Annotated in this window: 20 protein-coding genes and 1 pseudogene; 5 read left to right on the top strand and 16 right to left on the bottom strand. The window is 37.3% G+C overall.

What is annotated here, in order from left to right:
- Positions 1-557: 557 nt before the first annotated feature.
- Entirely contained in the window at positions 558-1,010 is a 453-nt protein-coding gene (locus tag O0550_RS01520; RefSeq protein ID WP_003339017.1) for a hypothetical protein, read from the bottom strand.
- A 128-nt stretch (positions 1,011-1,138) separates the two neighbouring features.
- Between O0550_RS01520 and O0550_RS24620 the strand changes: the two are divergent.
- Positions 1,139-1,950 (top strand): annotated as a pseudogene (locus O0550_RS24620) (DUF4158 domain-containing protein); the annotation flags it as partial.
- Positions 1,951-2,102: 152 nt separating this feature from the next.
- Here O0550_RS24620 and O0550_RS01510 read toward each other — a convergent pair.
- The 4 genes from O0550_RS01510 to O0550_RS01495 all read right to left on the bottom strand — a co-directional run bounded on the left by O0550_RS01510 (position 2,103) and on the right by O0550_RS01495 (position 4,085).
- A complete protein-coding gene (locus O0550_RS01510) occupies positions 2,103-2,597 on the bottom strand; it encodes a hypothetical protein (protein ID WP_258425508.1) in 495 nt (164 codons plus the stop codon).
- 135 nt (positions 2,598-2,732) lie between these two features.
- On the bottom strand, positions 2,733-2,888 hold the full coding sequence (locus tag O0550_RS01505; RefSeq protein ID WP_258425507.1) for a hypothetical protein: 156 nt from the start codon (positions 2,886-2,888) through the stop codon (positions 2,733-2,735).
- Between the two features lie 173 nt (positions 2,889-3,061).
- Positions 3,062-3,223 carry a hypothetical protein gene (locus tag O0550_RS01500; protein ID WP_258425506.1) on the bottom strand — a complete coding sequence of 54 codons (162 nt, stop codon included), beginning with the start codon at positions 3,221-3,223 and terminating at the stop codon, positions 3,062-3,064.
- A gap of 679 nt (positions 3,224-3,902) precedes the next feature.
- Positions 3,903-4,085: a hypothetical protein gene (locus O0550_RS01495; RefSeq protein ID WP_258425505.1), complete on the bottom strand. Its 183-nt coding sequence runs from the start codon at positions 4,083-4,085 to the stop codon at positions 3,903-3,905.
- A gap of 1,462 nt (positions 4,086-5,547) precedes the next feature.
- Here O0550_RS01495 and O0550_RS01490 point away from each other — a divergent pair.
- Positions 5,548-6,078 (top strand): glucosaminidase domain-containing protein, encoded by a 531-nt coding sequence (locus tag O0550_RS01490; protein ID WP_258425504.1) that lies wholly within the window; start codon positions 5,548-5,550, stop codon positions 6,076-6,078.
- A 55-nt stretch (positions 6,079-6,133) separates the two neighbouring features.
- Here the strand turns inward: O0550_RS01490 and O0550_RS01485 are convergent, their stop codons facing one another.
- Together O0550_RS01485 and O0550_RS01480 are read right to left on the bottom strand one after the other, a co-directional pair.
- Positions 6,134-7,558 (bottom strand): IS1182 family transposase, encoded by a 1,425-nt coding sequence (locus O0550_RS01485; protein WP_258425503.1) that lies wholly within the window; start codon positions 7,556-7,558, stop codon positions 6,134-6,136.
- Between the two features lie 114 nt (positions 7,559-7,672).
- Complete coding sequence (locus O0550_RS01480; RefSeq protein ID WP_258425502.1) at positions 7,673-8,224, bottom strand: hypothetical protein; 552 nt, start codon at positions 8,222-8,224, stop codon at positions 7,673-7,675.
- Between the two features lie 476 nt (positions 8,225-8,700).
- Here O0550_RS01480 and O0550_RS01475 point away from each other — a divergent pair, with 476 nt between their 5' ends.
- Positions 8,701-9,543, top strand: a complete 843-nt coding sequence (locus O0550_RS01475; RefSeq protein WP_003339033.1) for a leucine-rich repeat domain-containing protein — start codon at positions 8,701-8,703, stop codon at positions 9,541-9,543.
- 33 nt (positions 9,544-9,576) lie between these two features.
- On the opposite strand, the gene O0550_RS01470 is transcribed toward O0550_RS01475, so the two are convergent.
- The 7 genes from O0550_RS01470 to O0550_RS01440 form a co-directional block, all read right to left on the bottom strand.
- Positions 9,577-10,113: a C39 family peptidase gene (locus O0550_RS01470; RefSeq protein WP_163246541.1), complete on the bottom strand. Its 537-nt coding sequence runs from the start codon at positions 10,111-10,113 to the stop codon at positions 9,577-9,579.
- Between the two features lie 340 nt (positions 10,114-10,453).
- On the bottom strand, positions 10,454-10,624 hold the full coding sequence (locus O0550_RS01465) for a hypothetical protein (RefSeq protein ID WP_003339036.1): 171 nt from the start codon (positions 10,622-10,624) through the stop codon (positions 10,454-10,456).
- Between the two features lies 1 nt (position 10,625).
- A complete protein-coding gene (locus tag O0550_RS01460; RefSeq protein ID WP_050816460.1) occupies positions 10,626-10,862 on the bottom strand; it encodes a helix-turn-helix domain-containing protein in 237 nt (78 codons plus the stop codon).
- Positions 10,808-11,155 carry an RNA polymerase sigma factor gene (locus O0550_RS01455; RefSeq protein ID WP_258425501.1) on the bottom strand — a complete coding sequence of 116 codons (348 nt, stop codon included), beginning with the start codon at positions 11,153-11,155 and terminating at the stop codon, positions 10,808-10,810. The genes O0550_RS01460 and O0550_RS01455 overlap by 55 nt, the downstream gene beginning before the upstream one ends.
- Before the next feature lie 866 nt (positions 11,156-12,021).
- Complete coding sequence (locus O0550_RS01450; protein WP_258425500.1) at positions 12,022-12,987, bottom strand: ABC transporter substrate-binding protein; 966 nt, start codon at positions 12,985-12,987, stop codon at positions 12,022-12,024.
- Between the two features lies 1 nt (position 12,988).
- A complete protein-coding gene (locus O0550_RS01445; RefSeq protein WP_003339040.1) occupies positions 12,989-13,123 on the bottom strand; it encodes a hypothetical protein in 135 nt (44 codons plus the stop codon).
- Positions 13,124-13,613: 490 nt separating this feature from the next.
- Complete coding sequence (locus O0550_RS01440) at positions 13,614-13,952, bottom strand: hypothetical protein (protein ID WP_258425499.1); 339 nt, start codon at positions 13,950-13,952, stop codon at positions 13,614-13,616.
- Positions 13,953-14,210: 258 nt separating this feature from the next.
- On the opposite strand from O0550_RS01440, the gene O0550_RS01435 reads away from it, so the two are divergent.
- Entirely contained in the window at positions 14,211-15,071 is an 861-nt protein-coding gene (locus tag O0550_RS01435; protein WP_258425498.1) for a DUF2087 domain-containing protein, read from the top strand.
- Positions 15,072-15,155: 84 nt separating this feature from the next.
- Here the strand turns inward: O0550_RS01435 and O0550_RS01430 are convergent, their stop codons facing one another.
- Together O0550_RS01430 and O0550_RS01425 are read right to left on the bottom strand one after the other, a co-directional pair.
- On the bottom strand, positions 15,156-16,103 hold the full coding sequence (locus tag O0550_RS01430) for a nucleoside hydrolase (protein WP_258425497.1): 948 nt from the start codon (positions 16,101-16,103) through the stop codon (positions 15,156-15,158).
- Positions 16,104-16,106: 3 nt separating this feature from the next.
- Entirely contained in the window at positions 16,107-17,078 is a 972-nt protein-coding gene (locus tag O0550_RS01425; protein ID WP_258425496.1) for a nucleoside hydrolase, read from the bottom strand.
- Positions 17,079-17,318: 240 nt separating this feature from the next.
- On the opposite strand from O0550_RS01425, the gene O0550_RS01420 reads away from it, so the two are divergent.
- Positions 17,319-17,900 carry a biotin transporter BioY gene (locus O0550_RS01420; RefSeq protein WP_003335137.1) on the top strand — a complete coding sequence of 194 codons (582 nt, stop codon included), beginning with the start codon at positions 17,319-17,321 and terminating at the stop codon, positions 17,898-17,900.
- Positions 17,901-18,430 lie beyond the last annotated feature (530 nt).

Here is an 18,430-nt window from a genome sequence, read left to right as displayed (position 1 = left end):
TTTTCTAGTAATACGTTATATTAATCTGGAGGTTTCACAATCTACTACTAACGTTGACATTCGACTTAAACCACTTTTTTGTACAATGTTTTAGTTGTTACAAATAACATGAAACTATTGATTAATAAACCTACTAAGTTTACATAGAAAAGGTTTGTTCTTGTTAAATTGTACAAATCCATTAAATCAAGGAAAATAAGTAGGGCATTATAAGTGCTACTGTTTTTTGTTTATTTTTATATGTATTCAACCTAAAATTAGTTATTTATTAAATGTACGGGGATACCACCAACAATCTTACCTTTAGTAATTTGTACCATATCGGTTAAGGATACATTTGTTTTGAATAGGAGTTGTTGGAAGTCAAATGTTCTCTATATGGATAATATAATTTAAAAGGAGAAAACTCAGTATCCACACATCAATGGGAATTTCCTTAGAAACGGTTCTTGGGATAGTATCAGGAAACTCCGAAATGTTAGCGGTACCCCTATCATCAATTGTTGATTTATAATAATTTGTAATAGTGACCTTTGACAATCTAGTAATGATTAACATCACCATTCATAATAAGAAATTCCATCTTTAACAATTGGTTTTAAAATATATCCAGACTCTTCTATGACAATTTCTCCATTTCCTGAAGTTGCCCCTCCAAAGACGCCTTTCAAAATTAATCTTCCATTATTACTTAACGTACCTGCCAGTTTGGCATTTTTTTCAATTATTATTGTACTTTCTGGTTGTAAAGAAGTTGTACCTTCAATACTTCCCTCTACAATAACTAAAGCTCTTGAATCTACCGTAACAGATCCCTGCTGCTTCCCGATAATTTTTGCCTTCGCCCCATTTTGGATATCCAAGGTACCATTTAGGGTACCCCTCAAAACAAACTCCCCACTTTCTACACGTACTGTACCTGTATGTTTCCCATCTAAAATATAATTTCCAGTAATTACAAGTGGGGATACATATTGTCCATCAACAAAATCGTCTAGATATTCCCTCAATTGTCTCCCTCCTTCAAATAGACTTAATGACAGGGTAGCTGCTCTAGACCGCAAAGTATTGTTTTCATCCTCTAATCAATAGATTACACTCAAATTAGTAATTGCTTTAGATTAGGGGAAGAGGATTTATGAAACAAAATTGGGATGAAGATGAGCTACTGGAATTTTACCAATTGAAAGAAAACTGATTAGTAATAAAACAGGGGCAAGTCGTTTAGGATTTGCAGTATTATTAAAGTACTTTCAACAAGAGACAAGATTTCCGTCCAAGAAACAAGATATTCCCAAAGTCATGGCTGAATATATAGCGCATCAATTGAAAATATCCGCAGATCTTTTTGAAGAATATTGTTTGGGAGCAGAGGAAAGAAATTTTACTTATCATCGAAAGCAAATTAGGGAATTTTTCGGCTTTAGAGAACTTACGGCAAAGGACAATGATCTTTTGACAGATTGGTTAACCGAACAAGTTCACTTTACACACGAAACAGACTATTTAAAAGGTCAGGCATACAGTCTGTTTCGTAAGTGGAAAGTCGAGCCTCCTTCAAATGAAAGTTTAAAGCGTTCTGGAATCTTATGCTGATGAGGTATCACAAGAAGATTTTAAAGAAGAGTTTCATAAGGAAAAGGAATCAGATATTTTAACTTTTCGTCAACTTTTATCTTCTCCCAGCAAACCAAGTGTAAACACCATGGAAATGGAAGTTAAAAAATTGTTAGCGATTCGGCATCTACACATTCCTTCAAGATTATTTCATCATTTGACTCCGAAATTAGTAAAGAAATATCGACTTCGTGCAGCTACTAGACAGTGACAGAATTGTGTACACACCCTGCACTCATTCGCTACACCCTTCTTTCCATTTTATTTTCGCATCGTCATGAAGAAGTTATTGATTATTTAGCTGATTTATTGGACGAAATTACGCTTAAATTTAGACCCTAGTGACAACATATTTTCGTTATATAAATCAACTTTTTCAGGTGTAAAAATTAAGTTGTTTAATTTTTGGTACAATGAATCAAGCACACGCAGTGGTAGCTTCTCCCCATACCCACAATTGCCCCTGATAGTTGAACAACAACAATTTATTTTATATACTCAATTAACTTTGCAGGGACTGTTTCAAAAATTAAAATTTCTGGTTCCTTATATGGCTTGTAATTTAAGTATTCTTCGATGGTCAACATACTTTCCCAATATTGACTTACTAAATCTTCTCTTGAAGGTAGTCCCTCCGTAAAGTATCCTCCGCCAGTCTCCTCTTCCATATATTCATCTTCTATATAGGCGAACAAATCACTTGATATATCTTGATTGAAAACTAATATCTTGTCGCTAAAAGTAGGAAATCTAAGATAGGGCTTGGTTGGTGGAACCAACTCTGCACCAAAAGCAATTTTAAAATCAATCCATTTTGGTGAATTTATCGATTTGAAACGGTCTGTAATTTCAGGATATAAATCACCACCATTTGTGTACAGCCTCGTTACTGTTCTAATATTTAGCCCTTCATTTAAAGCGTTTTGTGGATTTATATGTATATCGCTATCTTGTTCTATTACTGTATGGTATAAATACAAAATTATCGCTCCTCGACTTATATTTCCAGCATTTTCTTCCTCAACTTTACTGCCCTTAAATTGAGAAACGTATAAAGAAAGAGGATAGCTCTCATCAACTCCGTTATCGCGCTCGTATTAATTGAATAATACAACTTAATCGGTTAACTCTAATTGTTGTTTAATAAATTCAAATAAATTGTCAGCTTCTTTTTCGCTTTTTTCTTGACCTTGATACCATAACAACTGGGCATTCGCCATTGTCCAGTTGGGTTGTATCCAAACAATAAGTCCAATCAGCTCCAGGCTCAAAAAATACAACATAGCCGTCTGGTATATCGTACTCTTTCTAATCCATTGTGTTGTCTAAACTTATGAACATCGTTTAAACCAATTCCATCAATATCTAAACCTTCAAAACTAACTTAACTATACTGCTTTAATAGCCACTTATAACTATCAGGTAAAGTCACATTCCTAAAATGCTACCAGTCAGGCTCAGCCACCGCAGGAGTACCTACAGCTCCAATAGAACTAGCTTGTCCTTTTGATGCATAAGTTACCTCTGGTCCTATCGTGATCATACTTGTTGTCAAGAGCGACACGGTTACCATAAAAATGGCTCTGTTCCATGTTTGTTTCTTCATTCTTACACCTCTTTTTTATTAGTTACAGGTGTTTAACTCTATCATAATGACGAACTCTAGATGAAATGGTTACCATTCATCCGACACTCTTTTCTGAATTTTTTTAGAAAACGAATGCTACCATAATACAAAATTTAGAATCATTATAATTTTCAAAATTTATTGTTTAGAAAATCACAAGTAACAGGTTAAGTTTCGAAAATACTTTAGGAATTGGAACTGTAAGAGATTTGATGCTTTCTTTGAGCGACATTGTACTGAGTCCTTCAGGAGCCATTTGATCGATTTTCTCATGGATATTTTAAGTAGCAAGGATTTTGTATTCTCTTTTTAGAGTGGGTCGTAAAGAAATAATTATTAGATGAAATGTTACTTGAAACATGGTTACAATGCGATAATGATCTTACAAAATATTGTATGCGGAACAGACAGAAGATGGATAGAAAAGCATAGTAATCTATAAATCTAATGAATTAATTCCTCTAGCGATGTCTATTTTAAAGGATTTATGAATTGATGGCATCACATTCCTATTTTCTATTTCCAAAAGACGTTCATTGGAACTCCTATTTGTGTGAAGAACGCTTGTCTGCACTTCATCCGTTCTTCGTTGGTCAGAATACATGGTATATACGGCTTTTGATGCGTTCTCCATACTCATTTTATTTCTCAAAAAATCCTACATCGTTCGTAACGCTATCAGATCACGCTCACGGTAGGCACGCCTGTCATGTTCATCGCGAAGGATGCAGTAACCCTCCGCCTCTAAACGTAATGACCATTTTCGTAAAGCACTTACTGATATATCTAATAATTCAGCTACATCATTTGCCCAATAAGTCCGTTCAAAGCCATTATCCATATCGTTCTCACCTCGCTGTACTAGCTTCTAGCGAGAATGAATAAATCTTTTTTATAATCTTACCAGCAGATTAATTAAACCTACTGGTAAGTGCCTAATGGCAGAGTAAGAAGGCTCACGCTTTATATGCTATGTCACATTTTTTTGTTCGTTTTTTTGTAAGAAAACAGTACGTGCAGCTGACGGATTCCTGGATTTTTTTCTTTAAAAAACCGAATAATTTTTTGACCTGATTTATTGGCTAACATTTTAAAACCGAACATAGTAGAAAAACAGAGCTAGAGCGAGATCCGGACTCAACTTTTACAAGTTCTTTAGACTTAAAAACATTATCAAACAAAAATTGGGTATATCTGGTATTATTTTTAATATTCAAGCTAAAAGGAGAGATAATTATATGTCTAATATTGCAATGATAACATTAAGAATTATACTTTACGAAACTATGATTTATTTATTTAATATGTTCATTTCAAGTAATATGATAGCAAATGGACTCGGTTTATTAGTTGCTGGATTTATTTTAGAACCTATATTTTTAAAAATAAGCAGATGAATTTACGCTAGTAACCTCCTTACCTAACCTATAATTAGAAGTAAATCTATTACGGATGTAAAAGTGCCACAGACAATACGGGAACCCAAAGTTTTCTTATAAATATTAACTTCTCCTTTTTTGTAAATTGTTTAATTATTGATTTTGTTACATAATTAAGGAAAATCACACGATTATTGAAGGTTAGTATATATGGGAGGAATTGGTCCAACTTATTTCCTTTTAGGCCTTGTAGTTCTAGTATTAGTGTTTCTAATAACAAGACTGATCTTAAAAAACAGAAATAAAAAATAGGTATCCTAAGGAGTGATTCAATAAGAATTGCCTTATTATCGCTACTGGCTCTGGATTTCAGTTCTAGATGACGTTAAAACCATTGACACCATTACTTTTGTTTTTTGATCTTTCTTGCATACTCACTGTTTGATGGAAGTCTTCCCATATTAGTCACATATAAAGAACCCAGTTGGCCAAACCAAATAAGCATTTCCCTATTTTTACAGGAAGGCTTATTTGTGATGACTTACAAAAAATTCGCGCTCCTGTATATATTTTGCGGAAGCATAGGTACTTTCTAGTTTGGAGTTTCAATCCACACTCCCGTTTAAGGAGTGATTGGCAAGACGACTTGGTAACAAGTTTCAATCCACGCTCTTATAAAATGAACAATATAAAAAAGCTTGTTTTGAAACAAAATTGATCAGAAAGGATCTTGGAGGTATATGGCTCCATAGAAAATTTGGAAAATAGAGGCGTTTATACATAATACTTATTTTCAAACATAGTTTTTCAAAAAAATTTCGTAACGAGGGTGCTAAACCTCTCTTTTTTTTACCTAGTAGATGAAAGCGACAATGACCGGTCAAAAAGTCGTCTTATCTAATGGGTTAAAAGGAGAGATTATTTATGGCATTGAAATCAATTCCAACTAAATCAGTTAAAGTCGACGGTGTGCGCGATACTTATGTTGACTTGAATCCAAATACAAATGCAAATGATAAAGTGCAAGCTTTCGTTGATGCTTTCAGACGAGTAGCTCAAGACGCTAGCGATGATTGTTATGGTTTACCAGTTGAAGTGATTCTTGCTATGTGGGGAGGAGAGTCAGAATGGGCTTCTAAAAAGTTGCAACGAGATAACCAAAATTGTTCAAATATGAAGTATGTAAGTAATTCTAATCCTCCTGGAAATTATGGAAAAGGAGATAAAGGATGGGCTTATTATATTGGTCGTAGTACTCATGCAAAATCCTTTGGGAAGTTCTTTCAAAACAATGCACGTTATTCTAAGTTGATCGATTATCTGAAAAATACAGACCAACCTAATTCAAAAAAATGTATTCGATTCATTTCAGATGCTGGATATGGGGGTGGCGATCAATACTATGATGAAGTAATAGACTATCTTGATACACTACGTAGACGAAGTAATATATAAAAAAAGAAAAGAAGCACCAAGAGGTGCTTCCTTTCAGACTGTGGACAAACTCTTCTTATGCTACTGATATAAGAAGAGTTTGTTTTATTTTTTGTTGGTAAAAAGTCAGTAATTGAAGAAGCTTACGCTTCCCCTTTTCTGGATTCCAGAGCCAAGTAGCGAGCTTTTTTAAATTCATAGAAGCAAAAACAAGCATCACCTGCATGGTCACTTTTTTAATCCCCCGTAAAGTGGTCCATCTCAAGCCATGCTTTTCCTTTAAATCTGCAAATACTCGTTCAATCGTTTCTTTTCTTCTTGAATAAATTTCTTTATTTTTTGGCGTATGTCTTAGATGATCAGCTTCTTCTATGTATTCCGTCCATATATGACGACTGATTTTTTTCACTGAATCCTTGCTATTTGTACATTGGTTCCGAAAGGAACAATCTTTGCAGATTGATGGATTCGATCTGTACATTCGATACCCCTCACGGGTTGTTGTCTCATAAGATAATATTTCATTTGCAGGACAAACATAGCAATCATAATATTCATCATAAGCATATTCGTATCTCTTAAAGAATCCATCCTTTGTACGTGGTCGCGTATATGGCATTACAGGACGTATACCAGACGTAATGAGGGTTTTAGCAATATAAGGAGTTTTATAGCCTGCATCTACTGCTACTACATACGGTTTTCCTACTTGATGAATAGCTTGACTTAAAACATCCTGGAACATTTGGCTGTCGTGAACATTAGCAGCTGTTACTTTTGCACTTAAGATCAATCCGTTCTTATCGCTTGCGGCATGGAAAGAGTATGCAAATAATCTTTCTTTTTCATCCTTAATAAACCAACCACTATCAGGATCAGTAGTGCTCAACTTCACTTCCTTCTTTATAGACTCAGACTTTTTTGGCAAGGGCTTCTTTCCGTGTTCAATCCTATCCTGATTTAATTCTTCTGTTAAGTAAGATAAATATTTTTTAGGCTCTTGTTCAACTATGGTCTTTCTGTATTTCTTCTTATTTGCATTAGCCTTTACGTGAGTAGAATCAATAAACATAACAGAAGGATTAACAAATCGATGTTTAAGAGCTTCTCCAAGAATATGTGAGAAAATAGTTTCAAAGAAATCTGTATCTTGAAAACGACGAGCATAATTTTTACCGAAGGTAGAGAAATGAGGGATTGGTTGAGAGAAGTCATAACCGATAAACCACCGATAAGCAACATTAGTCTCCAGTTCTTTGATTGTCTGACGCATAGATTTTATTCCAAATAAATATTGAATAAATACGATCTTTATTAGTACAACAGGATCGACACTCGGTCTCCCATTATCTTGCGAGTATTTGTCTTTTACAAGGTCGTATATAAAAGTAAAATCAATTGCCTTTTCAATTTTACGAACTAAATGATTAGAAGGGACAAGTTCATCTAACGAAACAACGGACAGTTGGTAACGGGCTTCTGAATCTTGTCTTTTTAACAAGAAACTCACTCCTTTCCACTATATTCATACATTCAACAAAAAAGCGTGCAGACCTCCATACCTTTCGGTATTTTGTCTACACGCTGAAAGGAAGCACCAAGCGGTGCTTCCTTTTTAAAGTCCCTTGTGTAGGGATACATATAAATCAATTTCTTTTTTTAGCCAGTTACCATAGTTCTTTACTATATAAACCTCCCATTCAACCAGTTTATTTGGGTTTTGTACACCAACAAAAACATCGTTTGGATACTGTTGATCAATATAAAGTACAATATCTTTTCTAGGAAATGCATTTACCCCCTCTTCTGGAATAAAGGGAGTCTGTATAAGTCTAATATACGTATAGTCGTTCTGACTGGTTCCTTCTTCTTGTCTTTCTTGAAGGAATCCTAATTCTTGTTCTTTTTTCACTACTATATTCTCATCACTTTTTCGATAGGTTAGGCGAAATAAATCCATAGCATTTACTAAAATCCCCATATTTTTCGAGGGTTTTGTGAACTCAAAAATGTCATGTCCTCTTTGTATAACAAGTTTTTCAATGGTAGATTTATCTGTTTGTTTTTCCTCAGACCGTGCCCCTCCCTGATGTATCTCACCTTGAGTAGGAACTGTACATCCACTTAACATTCCAATCAATACAAACGAGAGAAAAATTTTTTTCATTTACGTAACACCTTCCCAATCAAAGTTCGATTCATCCCATTTCTTTGACGAGCAAACACCAATAAAAGTTTCATTTTTTGAAATAAAAGGAAATCAATTCCTCTTTTTTCTAATAAACATCAAATATCAGTTTGGTAAGCGCGCTGAAAGCAAATACCTGAAGAATTTCGAATGAAAAACCGAATGATTTTTGTCCAGGTTGTTGGCCAGCCAACTTGCCAAAAGACAGAAGGACAAGCACAAGAGTGCTTGGCAGATGGAAATGGATAAAAAAAGTGGATTACGTAATCCATTTTTATGGCAGAGTCTATCGTTATTATGAGTGCTGATCCTATTGTAGAGAAGTACTTAAATTGGATTTACAAAAAAAATCAAATTTGGTATTATATTGGGTGGTAACAGGTAATCTTTGGTAATTTTAATTTAATTTATTTTAATGATTTGTTCATGCAGAGGAACTAAAAGGAGAGAGGGATATGATGATAAAATATTTCGGTTTATTGCTAGCCTTTAGTGTCTTAACAGGCTGCCAGTCTAATATAAAGGGGATAGATCAGTCAACGACAGGGCAATATCAAACGGAGAATCTACCCTCTTTTGTTATAAAGGCTATAAGTCATTCGCTTAATAAACCAATAGAGGAGGTAAAAAAAGAGGACTATTCAAAGGTTGAAGAACTTTACTTAAGGGTATCAGACCTCCCCCCAGAACTACAAGATAAGCAGATTGATTTATCTTTTCTCTCTAACATTCCAAAACTTAAATCGTTATCCATAAATAAAATAAATGCGAAAGACTATCTATTTTTGAGTGATTTAAAAGAGCTCGAATCTCTTTCCATCACCGGTTTTAAAGTAAACCAGCTACCTGTTTTATCTCCAAAGCTAAATAACCTTACCTTAGAAGAAGGGGACTTATCTGATTTGAGCATCATTAAACATCTTGAATTACTACAGTATCTAACTGTCCGACATAACAAGATCAAGGATATTTCTCCTATACAATCACTACGTAACCTCATTTTCTTAGATGTTTCCAATAACCCACTTCATACAATTGATCCAGTAAAAGAGTTTTCCCATTTGGAACGATTACAACTTATGAATACAACCGTAACGGATATTACTATATTAAGTTCTCTATCAAAGCTTAGATTCTTAGATATTCGAGATACCAATGTAGAATCTGTCAAATCATTATCTGGACTTACAGAACTGACGATTCTGCTAGCAAATCCTAAAAAACTAAAAGATATAAATGTTCTGAATAAAAAAGTAAAGGTAGCAGAAGATGCAAATTACATTAACGATGGAGTATAAAAGAAAAGGCCCCATTAAACCGGGGCCTTCAGATTAATCCAAATAATAGTTAAAATATTCAACTTTACCACGCTTATCAATGACATCCTGAAGGGTAGTATGTTTTTTATAACCAGGATCATTAACTAAAAACATATCAGCATCAATCTCAGTATAATAAGGCTCCCCATCTGTATCAACTGATAAGGTTCCTCTGAATCCAGTAACAACAACTGTATGACCAGGAACACGCACCATAACAGGTACTCTATCAGTTACAACAAGATCAAAAATATCAGCCTTTATACTGTTAAAACTTCCAGATTTTTTACCCTTATATTTATGCTTATAACTTGTTGCAGCAGCGCTCCAATTAAAATCACAATCGTTTCTTGATTTTTTTAATTTCTCTAATAGAGAATAAGGATCTACATCATCACCAAAACTATCAAAAATCATGGCTACTGAAGTAATAATGCACCCTTCATCTGCCATCGTCTGACCGCATGAAGTATACTCTTTTCCCCATGGTTTTTCAGCTTGTTTCCAATCCGTTATTCCAAGATCCCTATTAAATGTTTTTCTTGCCATTTTATTTTCCTCCAACCTTGAATTGTATTTGATAGCGACTTATTTTGACCGGCAATTCATCGCTTTCACTTATCTAGGAAAAAATAGAAGCAAAATAGCAACCAAAGTGCTCATATTTTTTTATAGAGTACAAAAACGAGTAAAGGAAGCTCTCAAACCTACGATTAAATAGGTCTATCGCTTCCTTCAGCATTATTATTTTATACGTCTTGATAGTGCGTGTTGCCCTTTTAATACACCAATTAATAGTATAGAACTCCCGATCAATATAACTTCTATCATACCTTTGGAAAGCCTCCTTCCAGTCCTCATTTCCAATAACTCCCTTTTTATCGTGTGTTTATTTGGGAATTCGATCTGTAGAATTTTTTTCTTCTACATTATTTTCTTTATCAGCCTTTATCTTTAAGTCTAATATGTTTTTGATACGTATTTGTAGATCCAAATGATTAAATGTGACTACAAGAGCTAGAAAGCAAACAACTGATGATAAAACAGATATCAAATCCATTCTATGTACTCCCGGGCCAAATATCGCCTTGGCGAATAGCTTCTATCATGGCTACTTTCATTTCCTGAATACTATCCTCCCTTGACATTTTAATAAAACACGCTAGATATTCCATGTCCGGTTCAAGGAATTCAATGATTTCTATTAAAGCCTGGTTATCACCAGATTGGGCACGTTTTAGCATTATGCAGAATGAGTCATTTTCTGTGCCAGTAGCCGTAAATATTTTATCTTCCATTTATTTACTCCTTGTCTTGTGATGTTTAATTTTTTAGCTACTTCCTCTTCAGTCATTCCGTCAATTACGGTACTCTTGATGATAAAGCGTGCCTTTTCAGGGAGCTGACTAAGTAACTGCTGTACATAAAGTTGAGAGGCTACGGTTCCCATCGTATCTTCGCCAAATTGTGGTTCAATCATTGTGGTTTCACGAATATAACGCTTTCTAGAGTTGTATTGTAAGCGCCAAGCAATTCGTCTAAGCATCTTTTTACAATGTTCCTTCATGAGTTCGTCGGACAAAAGTACCACCTACCAATAAAAGTTTTTCAAGCAAAAGTAGGAACCTAAGGTTTGTTACATTTTTTCAAGTAGAATCGGCAAATTTCTTACCGGAATTATGACCAAAATACTATTTTAAAAGTTGATTTGAGGTTCCTATTTACAAGGAGAAAAAAATCAGCAAAAAGCAACCGAATATTTTATATTTATGTAAAAATTTAGATAGATTAAAGTCAAAATTGTCAGATAATACTTGGCGCTTGTTTTACGAGACACGTATAAAGGAATTAGAATTAAAATGTTTGACTTGGATTAAGAGAAATTTCGAAAACGATTACAGTAAAGGTAAAGATATACTAGGACGATAATCAAGTGAGTGCGACACTAAAGGTATAATAACGAGTAAAAGAAAAAGCGCGAAAGCCCGATTATCGCGCTATCAGGTTTCTACTACATACTTATAAGGAAAAATATCATAATCAAAAGTCCCCCTTCTTTCTACTCATTTATAAATTTACTAAACGTATCATTGTTTTATATTTTTTCATCAAAATGAAACCAACCAAAAAAATATTACCAAAAACACTTTTTGATAAATAAAACATCAAAAACTCGCACTCTCTTTATTTAGAAAGTGCTAGTTCTATATCAATTTCCCACTGTAAGATTGTATACAATCACTGTACTAGCCTGTTTAACTACTTCTTTGTTAATCACATAGGTTTACATAGACACAAAATAAGCCTTTCCCTATATTTACAGGAAGGCTTATTTGTGATGACTTACAAAAAATTCGCGCTCCTATGTAAGGAGCGATAAACAGTTATTTGGGCCACCAGTCCCAATTATGGTGTTTCAATCCACACTCCAGTGGTTTGAGCGGCGTCTTGCTTCTCTTATGGCAGTAGCGATGCTGCAATCTCGTCGACAATCCGGTTGATCGCCAGCGGACCGTAATAGACGATCCACGTCGTCGTATTGACCGTATACACTTGTTTGTTCTGCACAGGCTTCAAGCTTTTCCAAACCGCTGTCTGCGCAAACTCCTCGGTCAACTGCTGATACTGGTTGTCCGTCAACACAAACAGATGGTCTGCGTTCAATTCCGGCATCACTTCCAGATTGATCATCGCACTCGTATTTTTATCATCGAGAACCATCACCGGCGCCTTCAGCCCCAAATCCTGATACAAAATCTGCGACGTCCGGTGCGCTGTCGTATGAATCCGGATCTGTTTGTCACGCGGACGAATCATTGCTACCGTCTCGTCTCCCATTTTTTTGGCCAGATCGGCCTTCAAGGAAGCGACCTTCTTGTTGTAGTCGTTGATCACCTGTTCGGCTTTTTTTTCCTTGTGAAGCAATTGACCCAATGTCACGATTGTTTTTTGCCAGTCCTCGTTGCGCTCAAACATCAACGTTGGCGCGATTTTGTCCAAAGCGTCGTAAATCTCGTTCTGGAACTCGGTGCAAATGATGACGTCCGGATTGAGCGCCAATACCGCCTCCAAGTTGACCCCGCTGCTCGAGCCGATCTGCGTGACATCGCCAATTTTGTCTACCAAATAAGCGGGGAACGGCGTTGCTTCATTCGTCGCAACCGCGCTGCCTGCCACACGTTGACCAAGTGCTGTCAACTGGTCGAGATATTGGGTATCCAGTACAACGATGCGCTCCGGCGCTTTCTCAAATACACGCTCCCCCTTCATATGCGTGATCGTGCGGGCTTGTTCCGTTGCCTGCTTGTCTGCTCCTTCTTGTTGTGTTCCGCCCTCTGCTGCGGGCTTGCCGCAGGCGCTCAAAACGACGACCACTAGCATAATCAGGAGCATGGCGCTCCACCGTTTCTGTGTTTGCCGCATGTTAGCATGTCCTCTCCTCGGAAGCTTGCAAAACCGCTTCGGTTGCATTGTGATATTGATAATTATTATCACTAAGATCATACGAGAAAACTTGCTGCCATGCAATCCCCTTTTTCACACGATAAAAATCTGACATATTTTCATTCCCTCTATTAACATTTGCACCTTAATTCAGTGCTATCCCCTCCAAGAATAATTCGTCATGTATCCTTGTCGAATCCTTTGACGAGTAATTGGAAGCCTTGACGAGAAAGAGCCCCGCTATCATGTTACTAGCAGAGTTATTTTTGTCCATGTCCCCATTGGCCAATTTCATAAGTAAGATTATCATTTCTGATTTTGATTTTAGATAATAAAAAAAGATGTAGCATCCGCTACACCCTTGCATAAAGATTCTATGGTAAATGGTATTATTTATTTTAAATCTTTTGTTTTACATGTAAATACAAATCCTAATCCACCCCAGGTATTTCTTACCTCTAGAATGCCTCCAGCTTCTTTACAATCTTGTGTTTGCACTTCCGCAAACTTGTAGTTTCTAGCATGTAGAAAGCTCAAAAAAACAAAGCAACCAATAACTGAGATTATAATCAACAGAGGGTAGATCATTTTTTTCTTCTTATTGATTATTGTGGAATTTTGCATTTGACTTCAAATCCAATACCAGGAAAAGTATTTTTTACTTCGGGAACTCGCCCTGCATCTTTACAATCTTCAGCACGTCGTTCGGCCATTTCAGAATTTCTTTCATGAACGGTATAGACTGTATAAATGGTAGCTCCTGCTGTTACTATCGCTGCAATAGCCCAGATTACAGGAAGAATACCTTTTTGATCTTTCGTAATATTGATCGGTATAGCTCCATGATCTGCTGCTGAAATGGTTGCAGGACTTAATACTAGGGAAGAAGATAAAATCGATAGTGACAAGATGACTGAAAGGAAGATGGAATTACGTTTAAACATTTTTAAATCCTCCTAACACTGACAAGCAAGATACTACCTTGGTTTTAGATACGTTGCAACAACTTCCACCACTGGAGCAATGCATGTTGCATAGTGATCAAGGGTCAGTCCCATCGGATAACCTTGGGGCTTTTTCCAATGTCTACTTTAAGGGGTGCACTTCAACGACCTTTGTGGGTTTTTATACGTCAATCTTGACTAAAATCAAACGAGATATTAATATGTCTATAAATAATTAAACGATTGGGGTTTTCATCTATGGATATTTTAGCTGACTTGTTTTGGAAATCATCTATGGAAGAAATAAAAAATGGCTATGTTTACAATGAAAAACAAGAGATCTTTACATGTCTAGTTTGTGGTCAGACCTATGAAGAAGGCATTATTTATCCAATTGATGACAATTGGTATGAAGCAAAAAAAGCCATGAAGCACCATATTCATGACGCTCATACCTCAATGTTTCACTTTCTTCTATCACTGGATAAAAAGGTGACTGGTTTAACCGACGTACAGCGTCAGCTCCTTGCCCAGTTTTATGAAGGACAAACCGATGCCCAAATTGTCCAAAATAGCACAGGCCGAAGCAATTCCACTATCCGTAATCATCGTTTTATGTTAAGGGAGAAGGAAAAGCAGGCCAAGATTTTTCTCGCCATCATGGAATTGCTAGGAGAAGCGAACCAGTCTCTCCCAAAATCAAACACTGGCTCTGCTTCTTCAGTCGAAACCGCTTCACCCAAGAAAAAAATCCGTGAACCGAAAAGCCCTTTTCTAGCTGTTCCACCTACTGTTCGATTTCAAGACGAGCGTTTTGCTATGACGGAAGAAGAATATCAAGAAATCTTACGGACGTACTTTCCTAATGGATTGGATGGAAGGATAAAGGAATTTCCACTTAAAGAAAAGCGCAAAGCAGCAATTTTGCATCATATCGTAGGTCGTTTTAAGCGCAATACACTCTATACTGAAAAAGAGGTAAACGCCATACTTACAACCGTCTACGAAGATTACGCCATCTTACGCCGCTATCTAATTGAATATGGCTATATGGATCGCAAGGCAGATGGCAGCTCGTACTGGCTCATTCCATTTACACCGCAACCGCCAGCAGAGTAACAGCAGTAGGAGCAGATCCTACTGCCTGCTCCTACTGCTGATTAAATAAGATTTGATTCGCATCCCTCCTCCAGACCTATCTTCCTAGATGTTGTTTTTCGTTATCACCTGCTGGAGGAAATGGGAAACAAAGCGATTAACATCTACTTGTAAGCATACTTCCATATTTGGCGATTGCTTTGGAGGATTTCGTCTGTCACCGATGGTTCTGCCGATAGAGGCCGAGCCTTCCGTGTCCACCTGTACGTACATTGGCGATGCTTGAACAAAGGACGGATCAATAACCACCCCTACTGCTAGTGGATCGTGTAAAGCGCATCCTCCGAGGTAGGGGTTAATTTTAGCATAGGCATCCATATAGAATTCGCTACAAGATGCTAAGAATTTGCCTACTGGCGTGCCCGACTCTCTCCACATTTGTGTATGTTCCTTCGTCAGCAGGGTTTGCATAGTAACATCCAGCCCGACTAAGGTAATCGGTATACCTGATTGAAACACAAGCTCTGCCGCCTCTGGGTCCGTATAAATATTTGCTTCCGCTACCGGAGTTACATTTCCGGGAACTGTAACTGCTCCCCCCATAATGACAACTCTCTTTACGAGTGAAACAATCTCAGGGTCCTTCATAATTGCCAAGGCCAAATTGGTTTGGCTAGCAACAGTAATAAGCGTTACTTGCTTCGGGTATTTACGAACTTGCTCAATGATAAAGTCAGCAGCATGCTGGTCGATTGCCGTAGCTTTTGGCTGGGGTAAATAGGTATTCCCTATACCGTCCTCTCCATGTATATGCGTAGCATTCGCCTTTAAAGGAGAACGTAGCAATGGTTTCCCTGCTCCTTTTGCCACAGGGATATCTGTCGTTCCTAGAATCTCAAGCACTTTTAGCGTATTTTCTGTCGTGATATCCACAACGTGATTTCCAAAGCTAGTGGTTAGGCCTAGAACGTGTAAAGCAGGCGATTGTATCGCATACGCAAGCGCAAGCGCGTCGTCAATTCCTGTATCAACGTCTAAAATAACGTATTTCATCGATTAATTCCTCCCGCTCGCATCCATCGTTAAGGTAGTAATCCAATGCTGTATGAAACGCTCACTGTCTGCCTCTACACCCGTAAGCACTTTTCGTCCAACGCTCGCTGTTTGTCGTAAATCGGCGATAAGGGCTCCGCGTGAAACCTCCCCCTTACATTCCACTTGAACAAAAGTCTCTTCGGTACGACTTAAGGTACTATCTAATGCCACACCAACCGCTAACGGGCCTTGCATCGCAATTGAGGGCTGGCACTGCTCGGCAGCCTCACATTTCTCAAATTGAAAACGTACCATCTCTTCTATCAAGGAAAGTACGCGTTCTGTGTGTTCTGTTTTTTTGTGGAGTAATTGATCTAGGTGTCTAGCTGTAATCAGTGTTGGCTGAGTTATATCTAAGCCAATGATCGTAATAGGCAAATCGGCTTCTAACACAAATAAGGCAGCTTCGGGATCTCCCCAGAAATTGAATTCTGCGGCCGCTGTTACATTCCCAGCTACACGAATTGCACCACCTGCAATGATCACCTGCTTTATTCTTTTTCCAAGAGAAGGGTCCTTGGCAACCGCATTTGCTAGATTTGTGAGGCGCCCCATCGTGACAATAATTAGCTCATTTTCGCATTCTTTCGCTTTCGAAAGGATAAAATCACTAGCTGACATTTCCAAGCCCGTTTGCTTGGGCTCAGGTAAATTAGCATGCCCCAGCCCATTCGTACCGTCATTTTGCTCATAGACAATCTCTTTACGAATTAATGGCTTACCGGCTCCTTTTATCACAGGCACCTCGTATCCTGCTTGTCCGGCTTCGATTATCTGTAAAGTATTATAAGTGGCTTGGTCCAAGCTAACCTGTCCTGCCCCAGTAATAATGCCTTCCACACGAGCCTCTTTCGATTGCAACGCATATAAAATAGCAAGTGCGTCATCAATGCCGGTATCTACATCTAGTAACAACCGTTTTTGGTCTGCCATCGTCCCACTCCTGTCGTTAGAAAAAAGCTAGTTTTTCATGATCATAAACCCTCATTATCTTTCAAGTGTACCATATTTTTTACCCTACCATGCCAAGCCAGACATCTTACATTCTGGCTTTCTCAAATTTCCAAACTCTTCCTTTTATCGCATCCCATTATTTACAGCGAAATATTCTTTTGATACAATTTTAGTAAACTCAGATATACTATTTGTTTACATTAAGAATCGAGGTGCTTCATGCAACATCGCAACGAAAACTTACGAACTTATATGGTCATTGCTATTTTTACTGCGATTACTGCAGTATTTGCACAGATTACAATTCCATTGCCAACCGTACCCATTACTGGCCAAACTCTAGCTGTAGGCTTAGTGGCAACAGTACTTGGAAGTCGCTATGGTACTGTATCTATGGTACTCTATGCCTTGCTAGGAGCAATTGGCGTACCAGTGTTTGCAGGCTTCTCTGGTGGTCCACAAGTATTGATCGGCCCTACCGGAGGCTTTATCTTTGGCTTTATTGCTACTGCCTTTATAATGGGCTACCTTTTGGAAAAAACAAAATATACCTTCCCTATGGCATTGATTGCGAACCTACTTGGGATGGTAGTCACCTTCCTCTTCGGTGTAGTCCAACTGAAGCTAGTCCTGAATCTAAGCTGGGCTGGTGCAATGGCCGCAGGGGTTACTCCCTTCATCGCTGGTGGGATTATTAAAGCAGTGCTGGCTGCTTACGTAGGTATTATTCTGCGGAAACGTTTAATTTCGATTGGGATGTTAAAAGGAAATCATTCCATAGATCATGTGTCTAGCAATTAGTTACTGAAAAAAGATTACAGCAGCAATAGCAAACGGCAAGAATACAAACAAGGCTACCTGATATTTTTAGAGGTTGCCTTGTTTTTTCTTTAATGACTTGGATATTTTTTTCAAACAAATAATTCTCCTCGTGCTTTTGGATTACTTCCGTGTCTCTTCTAATCAACTCTGATAAAGCCAAAGGGTATATTCACCTTTTTTACATCAAAAGGTAAGCGCGTACGAATCAATGCTTTCCTAGCATCTTTAGCATTTTGTATATTTATATAGAGTAATCATCCCAAGTATTGTAATCGAATCTATTTAGCATCTAAATCACTCTCCCAGTTCCTAGAAGCTTTTTTATAAATAGAAACTCCCCTCCTTCTTGCCCCATGAGTCATGTGCCTAGGACCCATATATACTAAAGCTTATAAGTAAGAAGCATGAAGCTGATATTCAAGTATTTGCTTCTAGAAGATAAGGACTAGGCCTGGATGGTTTTCAGGGTTCTCTACACGAAAAATGGGAAACAGTATGAAATTCCCCTA

This window comes from Brevibacillus halotolerans (assembly GCF_026891775.1).
GTDB lineage: Bacteria > Bacillota > Bacilli > Brevibacillales > Brevibacillaceae > Brevibacillus_B > Brevibacillus_B halotolerans.
The sequence above is the reverse complement of the archived record's forward strand: the minus strand, read 5'-3'. Positions and strand labels throughout refer to the sequence as shown.